Below are 20,525 nucleotides of genomic sequence, written 5' to 3'. Positions count from 1 at the left end.
ATCACTGGATTCAGCAGAGTAAAGTTGCGAATGCCTTCTTCGACGCGAAGACGGTGGTGCCGGTTTCGTCGGCACTCATTCAGAGAGGAGCAAATCCATGCCAAACTTTCCCAATTCGGTTCTGGTCACCGGCGCCTCCGGCGCCCAAGGGTCGGCCATTGTCAGCGCTTGCCGCGCCGCCGGCGCCACGGTGCGTGTCCTGTTACGCAAGGGCTCGCCCGATCCGTTCGGCGATGGGGTCAACATCGTGCGCGGTGATCTCGCCGACCCCGGCCGACTGGCCCTCGCCTGCCTCGGCGTCGATGCGGTGGCGCTGACCTTGCCGGTCGGTGCAAGCCCTGAAGAGATCCTGCGCTACGGCCGCAACATTGCGGATGCGGCGCAGCAAGGCGGCGTCAAGCTACTGGTGTTCGACACCAGCGGCCATGTGTCGGGCCATTCCGGCGCGGCGGTGATGGATGCCAAGGCCGAACTCATCGACTACATCAAGACGTTCGGCCCGCCATCCATCGTCCTAAAGCCGACGCTGGCCATGAGCAATATCGCAGCGCCCTGGAGCGCGCCGGCGATCATGCATCAGGGCGTCCTCGCCTATCCGCTGCCGACCAACTTCCAGACCTCCTGGATCTCCTGGCAGGATATGGCGGCCTATGTGGTCGAAGCGCTGCGGCATCCGGAGCTTGCCGGTGCCAGCTTCGACATTGGCGGGCCGCAGGCGCTGACCGGACCGGAGATGGCCGTCATCCTGTCAGGCATTGTCGGCCGCGAAGTCAGCTATTATCCGGTGCCGCTGGCGGACTTCGCCGCCGCGCTCGAAACCATGCTCGGCAAGGACGCCGCCGAACAGAATGCCGCCAGCTATGCCTGGATCCACAGCCAGAAGCAGACCGTGCTTGCCGTCGATCTCGGCCAGACGACCCGTCTGCTGCCGGTGAAGCCGACCTCATTCGCCGATTGGGCAAGAGCGCTGGACTGGGCGGCACTGGCCGGCGATGCGAAGGCGGCCTGACAATGGACCCCATCGCAACCGTCGAACCGGGCGGCCTCGCCGCCCGGAAGAATGTGCCGGATGCCGCTGCCGCCGTGGTCGGCTTCTGGTGGCAGGCAGGACCTGCCGCGTGGTTCGCCAAGGATGCGGCCTTCGACCGCGAGTTTCGCGATCGCTTCCTGCGGCTGCATGAGGCCGCAGCGCGCGGCGACTGCGATGGCTGGATGGCGACGCCCTACGGGGCTCTGGCGCTGATCCTGCTGCTCGACCAGTTCCCGCGCAACGCCTTTCGCGACACGCCGCGCATGTATGCCAGCGACGCGAAGGCCCGCGCGATCGCTACTGAGGCGATCGATGCCGGGTTCCAGCGGATGGTCGATCCCTCGCTGCGGCTGTTCTTCGGGCTGCCCTTCGCGCATTCCGAAGCGATTGCCGACCAGGACCGCTCGGTGGCGCTGTCGCGCGACATCGGCCCGTCCGACCTGAAGCGGGCCGAACATCACCGCGACATCATCCGCCGTTTCGGACGTTTTCCGCACCGCAACCCGATCCTCGGTCGCGCCATGCACGCCCAAGAACAACGCTTTCTCGATGAAGGTGGATTTGCGGGTTAGAGCATGATTCCAAAAGCGGGTCCGGTTTTTGGAAAAGATCATGCTCCAACAAAGGGTTAGATCATGATGAGATTGCAACCAAATCTCATCATGATCTAGTGCATCGGGACCGAGAAAACCCGGGGCGGGACGACGGCGCCGCGAAGGTTGACAGTGCCGATCCGTCTGGCATTATCGCGTAAGCTTGGAGGATTCACTATGAAGAAAACCTATTCGAAGCCTGTTCTGGTCAAAAAAGGCAAGCTTTCGCAGGTTACGGCGCTCGCCAATGGAGCGGGTTCCGGCCCGATCGAGTGAAGTCGTTGAGTCGGACTGTCGCCTGATCTGGCGGCCTCGCCTGACACTGGAGATGCGGCATGAAGAAGACCTATTCGAAGCCGGTGCTGGTCAAGAAGGGCAAGCTCTCGCAGGTTACAGCCGACAATGGTAACGGCTCCGGGCCGGTCGCAGTCTAGCAGCCGATTATCCGACGCCTCGTGCCGTCTGGCCGGGAACAGGGCTTTGGGTGCCCGACGTGGAGAGTGGAAAATGAGGAAGACCTATTCGAAGCCGGTGCTGGTCAAGAAGGGCAAGCTCTCGCAGATCACCGCGAACGGCGCTTCTGCTCCTATTCCGGGCTAAACTCGTTCCCCCGGTAGATCGAGATCCTCCTGACAGAGTCGGGCGGCTTGATCGTTTCCAGAGCATGATCTCCCGCAGGCGGCGGGACCGTTCAGCGCGCAACCACCAGATCGTCGAGCACGAGCTGCCAATAGTGGCTCGTGGAGAGGCGCACGCGCGTCACCGCCGCCAACATCGGCGCATAGTGGACGGGCGCCAGTGCCGACAGGACGATCGTGTCGCTGGCGATCAGCCGGTCGCCAAGCCAGCTCTCGACCAGTGCGGTTTCGCCTTCGGACTTCAACCATGCCGCCGTCAGCATCACGGAATGGAACCCGAACGGTTTGTCGCTCGAGAATTCGGCCGGGTGTCCGCTGCTCGTATAGCAGACATGGTCTCCCGAGATATTGCCGTTGACGTAGCCTTCGCTGCCTTCGGTATGATCGCGCGCCAGTGCGTTCAGGTTGAACCAGGTCAACCCGGCATAACCGGACGGCACCTTGCGCAGGCCGCGCGTCGTGACATCGTCGAAACCGATGGCCTGCAAGGACGCGGCGCTGTCGACAGCCGCGTTCTCGGGCGACAGCAGGCCGAGCTCGGTCGGGTAGGCCGACAAGACCAGTCGTCGTTCCCTGCCATCGCCGGTGACTTCGATCGCGTCGGCGTCATCGGGCAGATCGAGACGGAAGCCAGCGCCAGCACTTAGCGGATGCACCGCCACCTCTTGCCCTTTCGCCATCACCGAGATGCTCGCCGAGACACCGTCCGCTACGCGGCCGCTGAGCCGGCGTATCGCAAACAGGCCGACCGGCTGCAGCATTGCTTCCGAGACCAGCCCGGTGGGCGAGCCCGGCAGCGGCCGGAGGTGCTGCGACTGGACCTCGTTGGCGCTGCTCGAGCGCCAGCCGGGCGGAACCGACACGGTGAAGCGGTAGCTGCCCGGCACATGGATGGGCGCGGCCCGACGTTTCGCCGACGCCAGGAAATTGGCAAAGCCGCCGCGATTGCTCCGCGCCGCGGCGACGAAGCGGCCGTCGCCATCATGCAGTCTGACCATGATGCCGGCCATCGGGCGGTCGCCGAGCCCGTAGCGGCCGTCGCGATCGGAATCGAAATAGACAAAGGTCGAATGATTGAGCTTGCCGTGGTTGCCCGACCAGTCCCGGCGCACGGCGTAGTCGTTGGCCGGATCTTCACGAAGCCGGGCCTTGCGACGAGACCGCGCCAGCCGCCAGGCGAGAGCCGCAACGACAGCCGCGAACCCGACAAGGAGTATTGCCTTGATCACGGACGGCTCAAGCAATGCTGTCGGCCCTGCTCATCTGGATCTCCTGCACATACATCGATCCATATATCGATGCTGCAGGCGCTTGAGCAACCGGACACGGGACCGGCGGACCACGGCATCGGCGTCACATACCCATTTCAGGCACCTATTCCGGCGATGGCACCGGCGGCTTGGTGGTCAGCGCGGCTCCGAAGGCGGCGACGACCACGGCGGCGATGCCCGCGCATTGCAACGGGCTCAGGATCTCGTGCAGGAACAGGAAGCCGGCCAGCGCGCCCAGCGCCGGCTCCAGGCAGGTCAGCGTGCCGTAGAGCCTGGCCGGCATCCGGGTCAGCGCCACCATCTCCAGCCAGAACGGCAAGGCGCTGGAGAACAGCCCGACCAGCAGCGCGCTGACCAGGATCGCCGGTGCGATCAGGCCGGTACCCGCCTCGGCGAGGCCGAACGGCAGGCCGACGGCAGCGGCAATGACCAGGCCGTAAGCCGTGGTCTGGCTGCCAAGCTCGGCGCCCGCCTTTTGTGCAAAGACGATGTAGAGCGCCCAGCAGCAGCCGGCGGCCAGCGCCAGCATCACGCCGATCGGGTCGAGTGCACTGCCGGAGTGGATGAAGGGCGACAACAGCAATATGCCGGCAACGGCCAGCACCACCCAGACGAAGTCGGTGGCGCGCCGCGACGACAGCGTCGCCACGAGCAGCGGGCCGGAGAATTCGAGCGCCACCGCGACGCCGAGCGGAATTCTGGCGAGCGCTGCATAAAACAGCAGGTTCAGCGCCGCGAGGTTGACGCCATAGGCGATGAGCCAGGGCAGCACGGCGCGCGACGGCCGCACCCGCCACGGCCTCAGCACCGCCGCCAGCATCAGCGCGCCCACGGCCAGCCGCAGCGCCGTGGTGCCATTGGCGCCGATCAGCGGAAACAGGCCCTTGGCGAAGGTGGCGCCGATCTGGATCGACACCATGGCGCCAAGCAACGCGCCGATCGGCAAGCCCTTCGCTTCAGCTGCGGCAATCGGCGTCGACGTCAATTCCAGTCCCTCCCCGCGCGACCAGCCGGCCGTAGCGCAGGCCGGAGATAGGGATAAAGGGCCTGGCTGTCGTGTGGCACGAGCGGGCTGTTGATAGGGCAAGGGTGGGAGGCGAACGCCGACGCATTTCCTCTCCCCCGTCGATCGGGGGAGAGGTGTCGAGCGAATCTAGACGGAGTGGGGGTCGACCGTCCATCACATCCGCCTGATTGCCTGCTTGCAGGCGTTTCGCGCTCGCTTCCGTCGCTCCTGTTTTGCGGCGACCGTGGGTTTCATGAGCGCCTTCCCCCACTCCGTCGCCGCTTCGCGGCGCCACCTCTCCCCCTCCGGAGGGAGAGGAAAAGAGGCTAGCTCGCCAGCCCATACACCAGGCTCACCCGCCCATCCGACAGCTGGCCGACCTGGCGCAGTTCCAGTCCGTGCCGGGCGTGCACCGTGCCGAACAGCGCCTTGCCGTCGCCGGCGAGCAGCGGATAGACGATCAGCCGCATTTCATCGACCAGGCCGGCTTCGATCAGGCTGGCGGTGATGCGGGCGCCGCCCATGAGGTAGATGTTCTTGCCGGGCTCGCGCTTCAGCGCCGCGACGTCGTCGAGGCGGCGCAGGAAGCGCGTCGAGGCCCAGGCTGACGTCGTCATGGTGTTCGACAGCACATAGTGCGGGGTTTTCGCGGCAAAGCGCGCCCATTCGAGTTCGGCCGGGTCGACCAGTCTGCCGGTCATCGGCAATGGCTGGTCCGGCTCGTTCTGTTGGATCGCGCTCCAGTAGCGCTCATAACCGGCATACATGACGCCGCCGAGCAGGCAGGCGTCGATCTCAGGCATCAGGCCGTATTCCTCCGACCAGTTGTCGACCCAGTCGGCGAAGCCTTCGGGGCCTTCCATCTTGCCGTCGATGGAGATCTTCATTCCGGTGATCAATTTACGCATGACTTCCTCCTTCGGGCTTGCGGGATGCAAGCACGTTGCCTGGTTTCACTTCCGATGACGCGCCGCGGTGTCTGGCGATGGCGCGTGTTTCGCCGGCCCTTGCGACGGCATCCGGCGCAAGGGATCGATGGTGCCCCCCGGTTGGACCGGGCGATGCGTTAGGTCAGGTCAGGCCGGCAGGCGCCGGTCGTATTCCGCCACGATACGGCTAAAGCTGTCCCAGAACGGTTCGGGCTTCTCGGCCGCCACGCGGGCAACCAGGAGGTCGAGATGCACGTGCCAGCCGGCGGCATGCATCATCAGGCTCGAGCGGTCCGGCAGGCGGCGGTGGACCAGGGTGAGCAGGACGTCGTCGCCGCGCTGCGCCAATTCGAAGGTGACATTGCCGCTGCCGTTCCAGGTGATGGTGAGCTTGCGCGGCGGATCGCACTCGACGATCTGGTTGTGCATCCGCTGTTCGCCGCCACTGAAACTGGCCGGCCTGTCGCCGGGCGGGTCGGTCAGTTCGTCGTTGCGCCAGACCAGCTCGAAGGAAGAGCCTTCCTCCATCTCCATGTCGCCGGCCGCCAGCCATTGGCGGCGCAGGTCGCTCTGCGTCAGATATTCCCAGACGCGCTCCCTGGTTCCGGGCAAAAGCCGTTCGATCCTCAAAGTGGCCGGCTGGATCAGCTGGGCGTAGCCGTCGAAGCTGTTCATCTGGTTCATCGGTCGTCTCCCTCGGATGATGTTGGCCTGGGTGATTCCGGCTTCGATGGTTCTGGATTTGCCGGTGCCGGCGTTGTCTGCGCTGCCGGCGTTTTGCGCCCCGCCTCCTCGCGCAAAAGCTGTTCGAGCACATCGAGGCGGCTGTTCCAGAAACGCGCGTATTGGCCGAGCCACTGATAGGCGTTCGCCAGCGGGCGGGCCTCGAGGCGGCAGACATGGGTGCGGCCGCGCACTTCGCGCCGGATCAGGCCGGCATGCTCCAGCGCCTTGATGTGCTTGGAGGCGGCGGCCAGCGACATGGCAAAGGGCTGCGCCAACTCGCTCACCGTACGCTCGCCGCCGGCGAGGTCATTGAGCATGTGCCGGCGCGTGGCGTCGCCAAGGGCGTGAAAAATCTGGTCCATCTGGGGCGTCTCTAATTCAACCATGTAGTTGAATATAGAGGCGAGATTTTAGATAGTCAACTAGTTGGTTGAATGTTTTTTGGGGAGAGGCGCTGGCCCCCTACCTCCCCCTTGTGGGGAGGTCGGACCGTAGGTCCGGGCGGGGGTACTAGCGCTGACCGTGGGGGATGTGGATTTCCTCTTCCCTCACGAAAGTCTGGGAGAGGAACCCAAGATGGCGGAGGTCCGCGCAGACCCCCACCCCGATCCGCTTTGCGGATCGACCCTCCCCACAAGGGGGAGGGTAAAGTGCCCTCACCCCGCCATCGCCAGCGGCACCGCGCTCTTGTTGGGGATCTGGATGTCGATCTCCAGCGTCGACATGGTCTCGCCGCGGTCCATCGAAACTTGCAGATAATCCTGGTCGATCTGCACATGCTTGGCGATCACCGCCATGATCTCCTCGCGCAGGATGGAGACGAGATCGGGCTGGCTGCGGTTGCGGCGCTCATAGGCGAGAAGCACTTGCAGCCGTTCGCGCGCCACCGGCGCGCTGGTGCGCCGCTTGAAGATGTCGAGCAGGTTCATGCCGCCCTCCTTCCCAAAAGACGATCGAGGAAGCCCTTGCGTTCGAAGGGCACGATGACCGGCAGCTGTTCGCCCTCGAGGCGCTTGGCCGCGTCGATGTAAGCCTTGGCAGCGGCGTTCAGCGGCTCCGACAGCGTCACCGGCGAACCGAGGTTGGAGGCGCGCAGCACATCCTGGCTCTCGGGGATAATGCCGAGCAGCGGCACCGACAGGATCTCCAGCACATCGTCGATCGACAGCATTTCGCCCCGCGCGGCGCGTCCCGCATCATAGCGCGTGACCAGCACATGCTTGGCGATCTGCTCGCCCTCCTCGGCCCGCAAGGTGCGGGAATCGAGCAGGCCGATGATGCGGTCGGAATCGCGCACCGACGACACTTCCGGATTGGTGACGATGACCGCCTCGTCGGCAAAGCGCATGGCGAGCTGCGCGCCGCGCTCGATGCCGGCCGGGCTGTCGCAGAAGACGTAGTCGAACACCGAGCGCAGCTTGCCGATGACCTCGGCGACGCCCTCCTCGGTCAGCGCATCCTTGTCGCGCGTCTGCGAGGCCGGCAGCAGGAACAGCGTCTCGACCCGCTTGTCGCGGATCAGCGCCTGCGACAGCTTTGCCGAGCCCTGGATGACGTTGACGAGGTCGAACACCACGCGGCGTTCGGCGCCCATGATCAAATCGAGGTTGCGCAGGCCGACATCGAAATCCACCAGCGCCACCTTCTTGCCGGTCTTGGCGACCGCCGCCCCCAGAGCCGCGGTAGAGGTCGTCTTGCCGACGCCCCCCTTGCCCGAGGTGACCACCACTACCTTGCCCATCAATAAAGCCTCCGTTGTTGATTGTTATGTCGTTGTCGGGCGAGACGCATTAGCTGAAAGGGGCGATGCGCAGCATGCCGTTTTCGAGAAATGCCTGCACAGGCTTGCCCCGGACTGACGGGTCCATCTCCTCGGCCGTGCAATACCAGCCATCGACCGAGAGAAGTTCGGCTTCGTTCCTGCGGCAGAAGACACGCGCCGCCGTGTTCCCTTGAGCGCCTGCCGAAGCGCGGCCGCGCAGCGTGCCATAGACGTGGATGGAACCAGTGGCGACGATCTCGGAGCCGGACGCGACGGAGCCCAGCACGATGACATCGCCATGCGGATGGAAGATCAGCTGCCCTGAACGGATCGGCGAGCGGATCATCAGCGTGCCAGCGTCGGGTGCGGCAATTTTGGCGTCTTTCGGCTGTGCCTTGGCATCGCTCGCCGGTTTCAAATCGCCCGCCTTCAAATCGCCGGCCTCTGCCTTGATGTCACCGGCCGCCTTCATGTCGCTTACCGCAGTGTCCTCCTCCGCCCTGCCCGCCTTGCGGCTCGGCTGCAGCAGCCCGTCGGTGGTCGCCTCCTTGGCGCCGACCAGCACCGGCGGCAGATGCGTGCCAAGCTCGGCGCCACCATCGAGTTCCATGGCATAGATGCGGATTCCGCGCTGGCCGAGCAGATCGACCAGCGCTTCGATGGCCACGACATCGGGCTTGAGCACGTTCAGGTCGAGCACCACCGGGCGCCCCGCAAAATATCCCGGCGAATTGCCGACCCAGCGATCGAGGCTCTCCAGCCAAACGTCCAAAGGCGCCTCGGGCGTCAGCGTGAAAGCCACGAAGGAGCGGGCGCGAAAGCGAATGGATTTGGCCTCGAGGGGAGCGGCAAAGGTCACGGCGGGCGATTCCTTACTGAGAGGTAAACGCTAGCGGTGGTATGGTTAATGAAAGGTTAATGGACTGAATAACCGCATGGCAGATCGCAAGAAATTTGAAGATCGGGGTAGACGCCGGTTGCGGACGCCAATTGGCCACACAGACCGCGACATTCACGAACCTAAGCGCGATTGCTAAGGAACAACGCTGGCGTTGCAAGGGCTTTCTAAAGTATCACCACTGGGTGAAATCTGGGGCTTGGCGAGATGAAGTTCTTTCGTGTGGCGTTGGCGGCAATCACCGCCGCGGCAATCTACCTGCCGTCCGCGGCAAGCGGCGGCGAGATCGCTTGCGCAACCACCTACGCCGGCCGGCGAATCACCCTCGTTGTCCCCAACGCTGCCGGCGGCGGCTATGATACCTATGCCCGTGCATTTGCGCCGGCCCTTGCCAGCACGACCGAGCTCAATGTCAGGGTCGTCAATATGCCTGCGGCAGGCGGATTTGCGGCGCTAAAGCGTGTAACCAATGCCCCGTCCGACGAACTGGTCCTTATGATTGAAAGCGTCTCAGACATAATTTCGCAAGGTGACATTCCGGCTGGCGTCGACAACTGGATGAATCGGCTAAATCCGATAGGACTGATTCACATCGATCCCGAAGCGTGGATTGTTCGGAACGATGTCGATTTGCAAAGCGCCAAACATCTGGTCGCGTCGGTTTCATCGCTTGAAGCCGGCATCCTGCCGATAGTGCTCACCGCGCACCTCCTCGATATCAAGGTCGACGTGGTCTCGGGCTATGAAGGCAGCGGCGCACTCATGTCCGCGCTCCTGCGTGGCGAAGGCGATATGACATCCAATTCATTGACGACAGGCTTGCGCTCGACCGCCGCAGGCGAAGCCAAAGTCGGTCTGGTTCTCACGGAGGGACCTGACCCGAACGCGCCAGGCGTGGCTTTCCTGGCGGGTGAAGGAGGGTTGGTGTGGCAGCGCAGCCAAGGCCTTTCCAAGGAGAAGCAGGAAGAACGATTGCGGTTGGCCATCGCCGTCGCGAAAGCTTCGGCGACAGCGCGGGGATTTTTTGCCCCTGCCGACATGGAGCAGAAATCGCTAGGTTGTCTTCGTGACGCCGTCTCCGCCGCGGTCAAGAGCGATGGGTTCAAGGTGGCGCTTGAAGCTCAGAAACGTCCAATCGAGCCGCGCGACGCTGACCAGACCGTCATCGTGATCAACGATATGCTCAGTGCCTTCCATGAGGCGGAAGCGTATCTGAAAAAACACCCGGAACTCGAGCGGGATGCGCGAGCAACGCGCTGATGACCGGATATTGGGCTGCCCTCGGCACTGGACTGGGCAATGTATTCTCCTGGCCGAACATACTGATCCCGGTGCTTGGCACCTTGGTTGCCATGGCTACGTCCTTTCTTCCAGGGATTGGCGGCGCCAGCCTTGCAACCCTTCTGCTGGTCGCAACCGTGCATTGGGATCCGGTATCGGTGTTGTTGCTGTTTGGCGCCCTGACCGGCGGCGCGACCTTCATGGGATCTATAACGGCTATCCTCTTCAACATACCGGGCAACGCGCCAAGCGCGGCAACCCTGCTCGACGGCCATCCGATGTCCAGGGCCGGCCTGCCTCGCACCGCGATAGCCGCCGCGGCAACGGCCTCGGCCGTCGGATCGGTTTTTGGCGTCCTCGTCCTCATAGCGCTCATGCCGATCATTCGGCCGTTCATCCTGCAATTCGGACCGTTTGAATACGTGCTGCTCGGCGTGTGGGGCCTGTCGACGATCATTGCGGTTCCAAGCGCGTCCCGTCTGAAAGCGCTGGCGATGGCGCTGCTGGGGCTTTTGGTCGGTCTTGTCGGAACTGATCCGACCTATGGCCAACCACGCTGGACGTTTGGGAGCATCGCTCTCTTCGACGGCGTCGACATGGTCGCGCTGCTGCTTGGCTTTTTCACCGTTTCTGAAATCATCTCGTGGCGAAAAAGATTGCAGCTTGAAAAAGCGGCTGGCCTGGAAAACCCGAACGACTCGATCTGGACCGGTATGCTTGCTGTCTTTCGTCATTGGGGACTAACAATGCGATCGTCGGCCATCGGCGTGTTGGTCGGCATCATTCCAGGTGTTGGAGGAACGGTCGCCAGCTTCGTTGCCTACGGGCAGGCGATCCAGACAACCCCCAGGGACCAGCGCTCAAGGTTCGGATCTGGTGACATCAGGGGCATCATTGCGCCGGAAGCGGCCGTCGATTCGAAGGACGGAGGCTCGCTTCTGCCGACCGTTGCCTTCGGCCTTCCCGGCAGCGAGGGCGGCTTGATCCTGCTGACAGTCCTGACGGTACACGGCATCGTTCCGGGCATACCGATGCTGACGACCGGCTTGCCCCTGACGTTCACGTTGATTACCGCGCTGCTGCTGTCGAACCTGCTGACGTCCGCAGTGGGATTGGCGTTGACACCATATTTTGCGCGCCTGACTGCTCTCAGGATCGACCGCATCGCGCTCCCGATCATTGTCGTCAGCTTCGTGACGATCGTGCAGCTAAACGGGCTGCTGATCGATCTGTACGTAGCCGTCGCTTTCGGGCTGGCCGGCTACATGCTGAAGCGCCTCGCCTGGCCGCAAATTCCTTTTGTCATATCATTCGTCCTGGGCGGCTTCATCGAGCGAAACCTGGCGCTCAGTGTGGAGTTGGCCCGTGTCGGCAGGCTGAACCCTCTACAACGGCCGGCGTCGTTGACGATCATGGTCATAATCGCGCTTTCCCTCGCATGGATCGTGCGCGGTGGTGTTTTGCCGCCGCGACGTGTCAAGCCAAAGCGTGCCGATGCCGCAGTCGCATGGCTGTTGACCGGTGGATGCGCTGTGATGGCAGCGATATCGCTCCAAGGGCAGCCAGGCTATTCGATCTTCGCGCAGGCCGTGGCCTGGTGCTGTCTGTTTGCGATGCTCGCGGTCGCCCTTGTGCAAACGATCTCGCTTGTTGGCCACGAGAAACAGGGAGGCGGACGGACCCATACGATCCCGGAAAGCCATCGTGTGCCGTTGATGATGATGCTCCTGTTGCCGGCCGCTGTCTGGCTGGCGGGCCTCCCGGCGGCGCTATCCCTGTTTACCCTGATATGGATTGCAGCCGGTCAGAAGCTGACCTTGAAGTCGGCGGCACTGGCATCTTGCACCTCGGTTGCGGTCGCAGTGGCGACCTGGTTTTATCTAGATCGGATAGCGGCTATCGACCTTCCCGCTTCTGCGATGTCGCACTTGTTCTAGTGGTCGGGCTACATCCTGACGGCGACGATTTCGTATCTTGGAATTGTCTGGACGCTGTCGGCAGCGGCAAGCGGGGAAACGCTTTTCCCGGTATGATGCTGCTCCGAGCCGACAATCGTCAGGTTGGATTGCTTCAGCATATCCGCAAGGTCTGAATATGTAGTGCGATCTTCATGCAGCGGTTCACCCCAGAGCGCTTCGACGGCCGTCTTCAGCTCCGCCACGGCAGCGGCAGGAAAATGCGCCGCGACGGCGGCCTTCTCGATGGTCGAAAGCCTTCGGCCGATTTCAGCGATGCCGCGAGGCCCCCTCGGCTGGTCTTTTTCCGATAGCAACCTCTGGGAGAGAAGCAGGCGTCCGCCAGGCTTGAGACTACGCGCCCAACTGTCGACCACCTGCTGGCGTGCGCTGCGGTCGAAGAAATTAAGAACGCTATGCGCGACAACTGCCTGCACCGGCGCACAGTCGCAACCGCGAATGTCGGCGCGGTGGGTCTCGAGCGCAAAACCGGCGGAGCGGGCAAACAGCCTGTTCTGTTCGACCGTCGTTTCACAGCGATCGATCAGCACAAATTCGGGCTCGATGCCGACCGGCCTCGTTTGGCCCAGAACCATTGCCGCCAGGCCGGTGTCGGCCGCGCCCGACAGGAGAATGCGACAGCGGCCCTCCTGGGCCACGGCAGCCAATTCACGTCCAAAGAACCCCCCGCCGGCCGGCTTGGCACCTTTCGATTCCAGCAGGCGGATCATGCTCCACGTGCGATGGTAGGGCATACACCCATGGCTCGGGTCACACAGCACCTCAGCCCAATCAAACGAAAAACGGGCAAGTTGCGTGAGTGGTTCGTCGGTGTAAATCGAGAGCCGTTGTCCTGCCGGTGGGCTTTCTCGCGGGCCGTTCATTGCGATTGCATCTTCCTTCGCCGGGCCATTCTTGTTCTCCAAAGCCATCTCACCGGCCATATCCAGCGGCCCGACTGAATGAATTGGTAAGATCCGGCTGAAGGCAGGAAGTCGATTCTCCCGGTGCCGGAACTGTCGATTGCCTCGAATGCAACTTTCAACGCCGCGATAATGTGGCCACGTCGTTCCTCACGGGCGGCTGCGCCACCTTTGAACTTCGGAAAAGTCGGATTGGGGTTGACCTCGAATATCACCAATGCGCCGTCTCGCAACGTGTAGTCCACGCGGCCGAACTGGATATGGCCCGTATTGCAGGCGCGAAGCAGGTCCTCAGCGTGCGGATTGTCCTTTACGAAGGCGAGTTCCTCGCGCACGAAATCCGGGTCGGTGCTGCTTGCCGATGACTTAACGTTCCAGTCGACGGACCTAAGTATGTGCTGGGACACAATCGCGTCCCCAATGCGGAATGCGCCATACTTTCGATAGTAGCCGTTCGAATCGCGATCGGCTTCAAAGGAGACGGCGATGCGCCGCTTCATCGGCTTGGCGTTGCCCTGGAGAACGGCGATCGCCTCTTCAAGTTGGCGTGGGTTTTCCAGAAGCTTGGTTTCCGGCCCCCAGAAGCCATCTTCCATCCGGATAAAAACAGGGTAACGGGTTGGTCGCTCATCCTGCTCCAGACGCGATACTTCGACCGGGTTGATTCCTCTAATACGAAGCCGGCGGAGCAGGGCGAACCGCTCCAGGACAGTCGCGGGATGGTTTAGAATTCGAGCATCAGGGTCGGCGCGCTTTGCGGCTTCGGCAATATCCGCCGCCGCCATCATTTCCATGCCATTCAGATACTCAAAATCAGTAAAAACCAAGGTACCCGCGGGAAAGTTCAGTCGGCGGAAGACTGACTGATAGGTTTCCATGCGCAAAAGCGGCAACAAGTGCCCTGCCGACGAAATCAGCCGCCGCATCGGCGTCTGATTCAACTCGTGCACCAACACTGTGATCATCGTTGCTCGCCACCCCGTCTCGACGTCGTATAGAGAAAGTGGCGAGAGTGTCTACAGGCACGCTGGTGCCGCGAAGTGGTTGGCACTTCGTATCGCAGCATCTGGGCTGCTTCGCCGGCATCGGCACCGTCCGCTTACGGATGTTGCTATGGCCAGCACGGATCAATTTAGGCGCAAAGCTGTCAGAGAATGACGGCCTCTGTCGCGACTGCCAAAGTGATAAGTGTCAACAAGACCACTCTGAAAGATCGTCCTGGGCCTCTGATCAGGACGTCGCCCGCCTCTTCCCCTCAATCCCCCGCGCAGCCTGCTCAACCACCGCCCGGTCCGTGCCCAGCCTGTCGATCAGCTCCTGCGCCTCGTCGCCCGATATGCCGGTGCGCACGGCGAGTTCCTCGACGGTCAGGACGTCGGTGCTGGCGATCTCGCGCGGCAGGGCGTCGTCGGCCGTCAGCGGCAGGGCTGCTTCGCGGTCGATTTCGGCCTCGGCCCGGTGCCAGTGGTGCTCGGGGTCGCCAGTGCCTTCGCGCTCCCAGATCTGGTAGGCGCGCTGCTGTATCTTATGATGCCTGTCGTCGTTCATAGTGGTTCCTCCCCTGGGCTTTGAGGACGATCCGAACGATCCCAGAAATCGCGCGGTCGCAATCGTTCGCGGCGCCCTTCGCGCTGGCTACTCGCATTGCCGTCTCGGCCCGCCGGAATATGGCTGATAGCTGTTGTCTTCCGGACGGTAGGAGCGATAGCGGCTGAAGCAGGAGGCGACATGGTCCGGTTCGCCGCCGGCAGCCGCGTAGGCGCCCGCGCCCTCGACATAGCTTGCCTCTCGCGGCGCGACGCGGTCGGCGGCGAGATAGGGCGATACGCAGGTGCGCTGCTGTCCGCTATAGGACATGTAGCTGTTGTCGTCGGGATCGTAGGAGCGGTATCGGCTGGCGCACCAGGCGAGATGCGGCGGCGGCAGTTCGGCCGGCGCGATGGCGCCGGTGACTGTGGGATCGGGCTGCTGCCTGGCCGGGTCCTGGGCTGGCTCCCTGGCGGCGATGTCGGCAGGCGCGGACTGCTCGGGCGGCACACGTTCGAAGTCCTGCGCCGTGTTGTCCACCGGCCGCGCTTTCCGGGTCCACAGTTCCGCCACGCTGACGGTGGGCCTTGCTTCCCGCACAGGCTTGGCGGCAAGCAGCCAGGCTGCGAAAACCAGCCCGCTGCCGAACACCGCAAGGGTCAGCACGAAGCCGCCGACCAGTCCCAAAATCGCTTTCACTCGACACTCCTTGTGTCCCTGCCAATAAAATGCGGGACATCACGGCTTGTTCCAGAAAAGCAGGCGCGAGGGACCTAAGTCTGACCGACCCACAACCGGCAGCTCGCCGAGAACCGGGTGCGGCGCGATTTTTTTCGACGGTGAAAAATCAAGGGAGCGGTCGAGCAGCCATTGGGCAAGATCACGTCCCGGCTATTCCGCCGCCTCGGCATAATCCACGGGCACATAGTTGAGGATCGGCCCAAGCCAGCGCTCGGCATCTGCCAGCGGCATGGCTTTACGCCGCGCATAGTCCTCGACCTGGTCGCGTTCGACCTTGGCGACACCGAAATAATAGCTTTCGGGATGGGCGAGATAGATGCCGGAGACCGATGAACCCGGCCACATCGCATAGCTTTCGGTGAGGCTCACGCCGGCACTGCGCTCACCATCCAGCAGTTGGAACAAGGTCGCCTTCTCGGTATGGTCGGGCTGCGCGGGATAGCCGGGCGCGGGGCGGATGCCGCGATAGGGCTCGCCGATCAGTTCATCCGGCGCCAGCGTCTCGTCGGCGGCGTAACCCCAGAATTCCTTGCGCACCTTCTCGTGCATGCGCTCGGCGAAAGCTTCGGCGAAACGGTCGGCCAGCGCCTTGACCATGATCGAGGAATAATCGTCATTGGCGCGCTCGAAGCGCTCGGCGATCGCCACCTCCTCGATCCCCGCGGTGACGATGAAGCCGCCGATATAGTCCGACTTGCCGCTGTCGGCCGGCGCGACGAAATCCGACAGCGCGACATTGGCCTTGCCGTCGCGCCTGGTCAGTTGCTGGCGCAGCGTGAAGAAGGTTGCCAGTTCCTGCGAGCGTGCCTCATCCGTGAACAGCCTGATGTCGTCGCCGACGGCGTTCGCCGGCCAGAAGCCGATGACGGCGCGCGGCGCGAACCATTTTTCCGCGATGATCTTTTTCAGCATCGCCTGCGCATCCTCGAACAGCTGGCGCGCCGCCGGTCCCTGCCTCTCGTCGTCGAGGATCTTGGGGTAACGCCCCTTCAGCTCCCAGGTCTGGAAGAACGGCGTCCAGTCGATGTAGCGCGAGAGCTCAGTCAGGTCCCAGTTCTCGAACACTTTCACGCCGGTGAAGGACGGCTTCGGCGGTTCATAGGCGGACCAGTCCACCCTGTGCGCATTGGCCCTGGCCTTTGCCAGCGGCAGCCGCTGCTTGTCGGCCTCGGAGCGGGCATGCGCGTCGGCGACCTTTTTGTACTCGGCCCGCACTGTGTCGACGTAGCCGCCCTTGGTCTCGTTCGACAGCAAGGATGACACGACGCCGACGGCGCGACTGGCGTCATTGACATAGACCGTCTGTCCCTTGGAATAGCGCGGGTGGATCTTCACCGCCGTGTGCACGCGGCTGGTCGTGGCGCCGCCGATCAGCAGCGGAATGTCAAACCCTTCACGCTCCATCTCGGCGGCCATGTGCACCATCTCGTCCAGCGACGGGGTGATCAGGCCGGACAGGCCGATGATGTCGACATTTTGCTCACGCGCCGTCTGCAGGATCTTTGCCGCCGGCACCATGACGCCGAGATCGATGATCTCGTAATTGTTGCAGGCCAGAACGACGCCGACGATGTTCTTGCCGATGTCGTGGACATCGCCCTTCACCGTCGCCATCAGGATTTTTCCCGCTGTCTGGCGCTCGCCATTGTCGATGCCGTTGGCGGCGTTGGCCAGCTTTTCGGCCTCCATGTGCGGCAACAATCCGGCCACCGCCTGCTTCATCACGCGCGCCGACTTCACCACTTGCGGCAGGAACATCTTTCCAGCGCCGAACAGATCGCCGACGACATTCATGCCGGCCATCAGCGGGCCTTCGATGACATGCAGAGGCCGCTCGGCCGCATGCCGCGCCTCTTCGGTGTCGGCGTCGATGAATTCGGTGATGCCGTTGACCAGCGCATGCGAAATGCGCTGCTCGACCGTCCAGTCGCGCCAGGCGAGATCGCGCTCCCTGGCTTCCTTGCCGGCCGTGCCCTTGAAGCGTTCGGCGATCTCCAGCATGCGCTCGGTGGCGGTGCCGCCGGCCTTGGGCATGCGGTTGAGCACGACATCCTCGCACGCCTCGCGCAGCCCCGGCTCGATCGTGTCGTAGACGGCGAGCTGGCCGGCATTGACGATGCCCATATCCATGCCGCGCTGGATGGCATGGTAGAGGAACACCGCGTGCATGGCCTCGCGCACCGGCTCGTTGCCGCGGAACGAGAAGGACAGGTTCGAGACGCCGCCCGAGATATGGACATGCGGCAGCGTGGCGGTGATCTCGCCGGTGGCCTCGATGAAGTCGACGCCGTAATTGTCGTGCTCCTCGATGCCGGTGGCGACCGCGAAGACATTGGGGTCGAAGACGATGTCCTCGGGCGGGAAACCGGCCTGTTCGGTGAGCAGCTTGTAGGCGCGGGTGCAGATCTCGACCTTGCGCGCCCTGGTGTCGGCCTGACCGGCCTCGTCGAAGGCCATGACGACCACGGCCGCGCCATAGGCGCGCACCAGCTTCGCGTGATGCAGAAAGGCTTCCTCGCCTTCCTTCATCGAGATGGAGTTGACCAGCGGCTTGCCCTGCACGCATTTCAGCCCGGCCTCGATGATCTCCCATTTCGAGGAGTCCACCATCACCGGGACCCGCGCGATGTCAGGCTCGGCGGCGATCAGGTTTAGATACTCGACCATCGCCTTCTTCGAATCGATCAGGCCTTCATCCATGTTGATGTCGATGATCTGTGCGCCATTGGCGACCTGGTCGCGCGCCACGTCGAGCGCCGGAACATAGTCGCCCGCCGTGATCAGCTTTCGGAACTTGGCCGAGCCGGTGACGTTGGTGCGCTCGCCGACATTGACGAAGGGAATCTCATCGGTCAGCGTGAACGGCTCCAGCCCGGACAGGCGCATCTTGCGCTCGATCTCGGGGATGGCGCGCGGCGGATACTTCTTGACAGCCTCGGCGATGGCGCGGATGTGGTCCGGCGTCGAGCCACAGCAGCCGCCGACGACGTTGACGAGCCCTTCCCGCGCAAAATCCTCGATCTGCGCGGCCATGAAGTCCGGGCTCTCGTCATAGCGGCCGAATTCATTGGGCAGGCCGGCATTCGGATAGGCGCAGACGAAGGTGTCGGCGGCGCCTGAAATTTCGGCCAGATGCGCGCGCATCGCATTGGCGCCGAGCGCGCAGTTGAGGCCGATGGTGAAGGGGCTCGCATGGCGCACCGAATGCCAGAAGGCGGTCGGCGTCTGGCCCGACAGCGTGCGGCCGGAGAGATCGGTGATGGTGCCCGAAATCATCACCGGCAGGCGCACGCCCTTTTCGAGGAAAATCTCGTTGCAGGCAAAGATCGCCGCCTTGGCGTTCAGCGTGTCGAAGATGGTCTCGATGAGAATGATGTCGGCGCCACCGTCGACCAGGCCGCGCAGCTGCTCGCCATAGGCCAGGCGCAGATCGTCGAAGGTCACCGCGCGGTAGCCGGGATTGTTGACGTCGGGGGACATCGAGGCGGTGCGGTTGGTCGGCCCGAGCGCGCCGGCGACGAAGCGCCGCTTGCCGTCTTCCTGCTGTGCCCTCGCCGCTGCCCGACGCACCAGTCGCGCGCCGTCCCGGTTCAGCGCGTAGACGGCATCCTCCATGCCGTAATCGGCCTGGGCGATCGAGGTCGAGGAGAAGGTGTTGGTCTCGAGGATATCGGCGCCAGCGATGGCGTATTGATAATGGATCTCCTCGATCGCCTTCGGCTGCGTCAGGATCAAGAGGTCGTTGTTGCCCTGCTGGTGGCAGGCGCAGCCCGCGAAAGCCTCGCCGCGGAAATGCTCTTCGTCGAAGCCGAGACCCTGGATTTGCGTGCCCATGGCGCCGTCGAGGATGAGGATGCGCTCGCGTGCCGCTGCCGTCAGCGCCGCAAGCACTTCGGACCCATCGGGTCTGGCCGCGACGGGGCCGAACAAAGCGTCCAGCGATGCAGAATTCTGCGACATTTTTTATCCTTGAGGCGACAACCATCACATAAGCATATCTTTATGTCAACATACGGAATGCAAGCGAACGCGTCGTGGCGATAGTTCGGTGCGATCGGTCATCCCGATCGACAATGTGACGGCGGCGATCATTGGCGCCGCTGCGCCGTGCCTACACCACCACGTCCCGATACAGCCTCACCTCGCCATCCTGGCTGCGGATGCGCCAATCCTGCCCGTCCCGTCCCTCGACATGGCATGGCCCGAGCGGCACCTTGCCGCCGCCTTCCGGCAGGTCCAGCACATAGATCGGATTGCAGATGCCCGACAGGCGGGCGCGCAGCGCGCCGGCCAGCGCCTGTCCCTGCGCAATCGTGGTGCGCCTGTGCGCCATGCCGCGCGCGAGGTCGCCATGGTGCAGGTAATAGGGTTTGACGCCGAGCCGGTACATCAGTTCGCGGCAGAGTTCCTCCAGCACCTCGACCGTGTCGTTGACGCCCTTGAGCAGGACGCTCTGGTTGAGCAGCACGAAGCCTGCCTGGCGCATGGCGCGGCAGGCCAATTCGGTGGCCGGCGTGATCTCCCGCGCATGGTTGAAATGGGTGACGATTGTGACCATCAGCCGGCCCTGCAAGGCGTGAACCAGCCCCGGCGTGATGCGCGCGGGCAGCACGACAGGCACGCGTGTGTGGATACGCAGCAGCCTCACATGCGCGATCGTCTCGATACGGGCGCGGATTTCAGCCAGCGCCTTGTCCGGAAGCGAAAGCGGATCGCCACCAGTGAGGATCACCTCGCGGATTCCGGTATGGCCTTCGATATAGGCAAAGGCGTCTTCGAGCGCTTCTCGCGTATAGCCGCGGCCGATCGAGGTCAGGGATTCCTTGCGGAAGCAGAAGCGGCAATAGACCGCGCATTGGTAGGTCGCAAACAACAGCACGCGGTCGGCGTGGCGGTGCGTCAGTCGCGGCACCGGACTGAAGGCATGGTCGGCGATCGGATCGTCGAGCTCGCCTTCCGTTTCCGTCAGCTCATCCGGCGATGGAATGACCTGGGCGCGGATCGGATCGGCGGGATCGTTCCAGTCGATCAGGTCGAGATAGGTTTTGGGGGCACGCACCTTGTGGCGCGTAGCCGCCTCCTGCGCCGCCGCGTGCTCGGCGGGTGACAGCGGCAGCGAGGCGAGATCGCGGACGTGGCGCACGCCCGCGCGGATGTCGTTTTGCCAGGCGGTGTCGGCATCGCGTCCTTCGTCGGCTGTGGCCGCGTCATCGAAAGTTGAGTCTGGGATCATTGGGGCCTCGGG

General features: G+C 63.5%; 21 protein-coding genes. 7 read left to right on the top strand and 14 right to left on the bottom strand.

Annotated features, from left to right (window positions below):
- The first annotated feature begins 97 nt into the window (after positions 1–97).
- The 5 genes from NKI05_RS27755 to NKI05_RS27735 all read left to right on the top strand — a co-directional run bounded on the left by NKI05_RS27755 (position 98) and on the right by NKI05_RS27735 (position 2,223).
- The gene (locus NKI05_RS27755) at positions 98–1,009 is read left to right on the top strand and encodes an SDR family oxidoreductase (RefSeq protein WP_023814878.1); all 912 of its coding nucleotides are present in this window, start codon (positions 98–100) and stop codon (positions 1,007–1,009) included.
- A gap of 2 nt (positions 1,010–1,011) precedes the next feature.
- Positions 1,012–1,602 carry a DUF924 family protein gene (locus tag NKI05_RS27750; protein WP_023728143.1) on the top strand — a complete coding sequence of 197 codons (591 nt, stop codon included), beginning with the start codon at positions 1,012–1,014 and terminating at the stop codon, positions 1,600–1,602.
- A 198-nt stretch (positions 1,603–1,800) separates the two neighbouring features.
- Positions 1,801–1,899 carry a hypothetical protein gene (locus NKI05_RS27745; protein ID WP_023670351.1) on the top strand — a complete coding sequence of 33 codons (99 nt, stop codon included), beginning with the start codon at positions 1,801–1,803 and terminating at the stop codon, positions 1,897–1,899.
- A gap of 59 nt (positions 1,900–1,958) precedes the next feature.
- Positions 1,959–2,057 (top strand): hypothetical protein, encoded by a 99-nt coding sequence (locus NKI05_RS27740; RefSeq protein ID WP_023684816.1) that lies wholly within the window; start codon positions 1,959–1,961, stop codon positions 2,055–2,057.
- 73 nt (positions 2,058–2,130) lie between these two features.
- Complete coding sequence (locus tag NKI05_RS27735; protein ID WP_023689018.1) at positions 2,131–2,223, top strand: hypothetical protein; 93 nt, start codon at positions 2,131–2,133, stop codon at positions 2,221–2,223.
- 91 nt (positions 2,224–2,314) lie between these two features.
- Here NKI05_RS27735 and NKI05_RS27730 read toward each other — a convergent pair whose 3' ends face one another.
- From NKI05_RS27730 to minC, 8 genes are all read right to left on the bottom strand, one after another.
- On the bottom strand, positions 2,315–3,490 hold the full coding sequence (locus NKI05_RS27730) for a hypothetical protein (protein WP_023689019.1): 1,176 nt from the start codon (positions 3,488–3,490) through the stop codon (positions 2,315–2,317).
- 145 nt (positions 3,491–3,635) lie between these two features.
- On the bottom strand, positions 3,636–4,517 hold the full coding sequence (locus NKI05_RS27725) for an EamA family transporter (protein WP_023689020.1): 882 nt from the start codon (positions 4,515–4,517) through the stop codon (positions 3,636–3,638).
- A 347-nt stretch (positions 4,518–4,864) separates the two neighbouring features.
- Positions 4,865–5,446 carry a dihydrofolate reductase family protein gene (locus NKI05_RS27720; RefSeq protein ID WP_031202852.1) on the bottom strand — a complete coding sequence of 194 codons (582 nt, stop codon included), beginning with the start codon at positions 5,444–5,446 and terminating at the stop codon, positions 4,865–4,867.
- Between the two features lie 168 nt (positions 5,447–5,614).
- Complete coding sequence (locus NKI05_RS27715) at positions 5,615–6,151, bottom strand: SRPBCC family protein (protein ID WP_023684811.1); 537 nt, start codon at positions 6,149–6,151, stop codon at positions 5,615–5,617.
- Positions 6,148–6,579, bottom strand: coding sequence for an ArsR/SmtB family transcription factor (locus NKI05_RS27710; protein WP_023689022.1), 432 nt, complete (start codon positions 6,577–6,579; stop codon positions 6,148–6,150). The genes NKI05_RS27715 and NKI05_RS27710 overlap by 4 nt, the downstream gene beginning before the upstream one ends.
- Positions 6,580–6,849: 270 nt before the next feature.
- Positions 6,850–7,122 (bottom strand): cell division topological specificity factor MinE, encoded by a 273-nt coding sequence (gene minE / locus NKI05_RS27705; protein ID WP_023684809.1) that lies wholly within the window; start codon positions 7,120–7,122, stop codon positions 6,850–6,852.
- Positions 7,119–7,934 (bottom strand): septum site-determining protein MinD, encoded by an 816-nt coding sequence (gene minD, locus NKI05_RS27700; protein ID WP_023670342.1) that lies wholly within the window; start codon positions 7,932–7,934, stop codon positions 7,119–7,121. The genes minE and minD overlap by 4 nt, the downstream gene beginning before the upstream one ends.
- 49 nt (positions 7,935–7,983) lie before the next feature.
- A complete protein-coding gene (minC, locus tag NKI05_RS27695) occupies positions 7,984–8,814 on the bottom strand; it encodes a septum site-determining protein MinC (protein WP_023695517.1) in 831 nt (276 codons plus the stop codon).
- A gap of 246 nt (positions 8,815–9,060) precedes the next feature.
- Between minC and NKI05_RS27690 the strand changes: the two genes are divergently transcribed.
- Positions 9,061–10,113: a Bug family tripartite tricarboxylate transporter substrate binding protein gene (locus tag NKI05_RS27690; protein ID WP_023695518.1), complete on the top strand. Its 1,053-nt coding sequence runs from the start codon at positions 9,061–9,063 to the stop codon at positions 10,111–10,113.
- Positions 10,113–12,071, top strand: coding sequence for a tripartite tricarboxylate transporter permease (locus NKI05_RS27685; protein ID WP_023695519.1), 1,959 nt, complete (start codon positions 10,113–10,115; stop codon positions 12,069–12,071). Before NKI05_RS27690 ends, NKI05_RS27685 begins: the two co-directional genes overlap by 1 nt.
- 8 nt (positions 12,072–12,079) lie before the next feature.
- Here the strand turns inward: NKI05_RS27685 and NKI05_RS27680 are convergent, their stop codons facing one another.
- From NKI05_RS27680 to NKI05_RS27655, 6 genes are all read right to left on the bottom strand, one after another.
- Positions 12,080–13,021 (bottom strand): class I SAM-dependent methyltransferase, encoded by a 942-nt coding sequence (locus NKI05_RS27680; RefSeq protein ID WP_196814857.1) that lies wholly within the window; start codon positions 13,019–13,021, stop codon positions 12,080–12,082.
- A complete protein-coding gene (locus tag NKI05_RS27675) occupies positions 12,970–13,977 on the bottom strand; it encodes a hypothetical protein (protein ID WP_023695521.1) in 1,008 nt (335 codons plus the stop codon). Before NKI05_RS27675 ends, NKI05_RS27680 begins: the two co-directional genes overlap by 52 nt.
- Positions 13,978–14,242: 265 nt before the next feature.
- Entirely contained in the window at positions 14,243–14,560 is a 318-nt protein-coding gene (locus NKI05_RS27670; protein WP_023695522.1) for a DUF2934 domain-containing protein, read from the bottom strand.
- Positions 14,561–14,647: 87 nt separating this feature from the next.
- A complete protein-coding gene (locus NKI05_RS27665; RefSeq protein WP_023695523.1) occupies positions 14,648–15,238 on the bottom strand; it encodes a BA14K family protein in 591 nt (196 codons plus the stop codon).
- 192 nt (positions 15,239–15,430) lie between these two features.
- A complete protein-coding gene (metH, locus tag NKI05_RS27660) occupies positions 15,431–19,240 on the bottom strand; it encodes a methionine synthase (protein WP_023814879.1) in 3,810 nt (1,269 codons plus the stop codon).
- Between the two features lie 151 nt (positions 19,241–19,391).
- On the bottom strand, positions 19,392–20,513 hold the full coding sequence (locus tag NKI05_RS27655) for a KamA family radical SAM protein (RefSeq protein WP_023814880.1): 1,122 nt from the start codon (positions 20,511–20,513) through the stop codon (positions 19,392–19,394).
- Positions 20,514–20,525: the final 12 nt, after the last annotated feature.

The sequence above is a fragment of the Mesorhizobium sp. M0771 genome (genome assembly GCF_040320155.1).
Taxonomy (GTDB): domain Bacteria; phylum Pseudomonadota; class Alphaproteobacteria; order Rhizobiales; family Rhizobiaceae; genus Mesorhizobium.
This window is presented reverse-complemented; position numbering and strand designations above follow the sequence as displayed.

Coding starts and splice junctions, on each gene's coding strand:
- NKI05_RS27680 (WP_196814857.1), bottom strand. CDS start 13,021: ATGGCTTTGGAGAACAAGAATGGCCCGGCGAAGGAAGATGCAATCGCA.
- metH (WP_023814879.1), bottom strand. CDS start 19,240: ATGTCGCAGAATTCTGCATCGCTGGACGCTTTGTTCGGCCCCGTCGCG.
- NKI05_RS27715 (WP_023684811.1), bottom strand. CDS start 6,151: ATGAACCAGATGAACAGCTTCGACGGCTACGCCCAGCTGATCCAGCCG.
- NKI05_RS27735 (WP_023689018.1), top strand. CDS start 2,131: ATGAGGAAGACCTATTCGAAGCCGGTGCTGGTCAAGAAGGGCAAGCTC.
- NKI05_RS27750 (WP_023728143.1), top strand. CDS start 1,012: ATGGACCCCATCGCAACCGTCGAACCGGGCGGCCTCGCCGCCCGGAAG.
- NKI05_RS27685 (WP_023695519.1), top strand. CDS start 10,113: ATGACCGGATATTGGGCTGCCCTCGGCACTGGACTGGGCAATGTATTC.
- NKI05_RS27675 (WP_023695521.1), bottom strand. CDS start 13,977: ATGATCACAGTGTTGGTGCACGAGTTGAATCAGACGCCGATGCGGCGG.
- NKI05_RS27690 (WP_023695518.1), top strand. CDS start 9,061: ATGAAGTTCTTTCGTGTGGCGTTGGCGGCAATCACCGCCGCGGCAATC.
- minE (WP_023684809.1), bottom strand. CDS start 7,122: ATGAACCTGCTCGACATCTTCAAGCGGCGCACCAGCGCGCCGGTGGCG.
- NKI05_RS27720 (WP_031202852.1), bottom strand. CDS start 5,446: ATGCGTAAATTGATCACCGGAATGAAGATCTCCATCGACGGCAAGATG.
- minD (WP_023670342.1), bottom strand. CDS start 7,934: ATGGGCAAGGTAGTGGTGGTCACCTCGGGCAAGGGGGGCGTCGGCAAG.
- NKI05_RS27755 (WP_023814878.1), top strand. CDS start 98: ATGCCAAACTTTCCCAATTCGGTTCTGGTCACCGGCGCCTCCGGCGCC.
- NKI05_RS27710 (WP_023689022.1), bottom strand. CDS start 6,579: ATGGTTGAATTAGAGACGCCCCAGATGGACCAGATTTTTCACGCCCTT.
- NKI05_RS27745 (WP_023670351.1), top strand. CDS start 1,801: ATGAAGAAAACCTATTCGAAGCCTGTTCTGGTCAAAAAAGGCAAGCTT.
- NKI05_RS27740 (WP_023684816.1), top strand. CDS start 1,959: ATGAAGAAGACCTATTCGAAGCCGGTGCTGGTCAAGAAGGGCAAGCTC.
- NKI05_RS27670 (WP_023695522.1), bottom strand. CDS start 14,560: ATGAACGACGACAGGCATCATAAGATACAGCAGCGCGCCTACCAGATC.
- NKI05_RS27655 (WP_023814880.1), bottom strand. CDS start 20,513: ATGATCCCAGACTCAACTTTCGATGACGCGGCCACAGCCGACGAAGGA.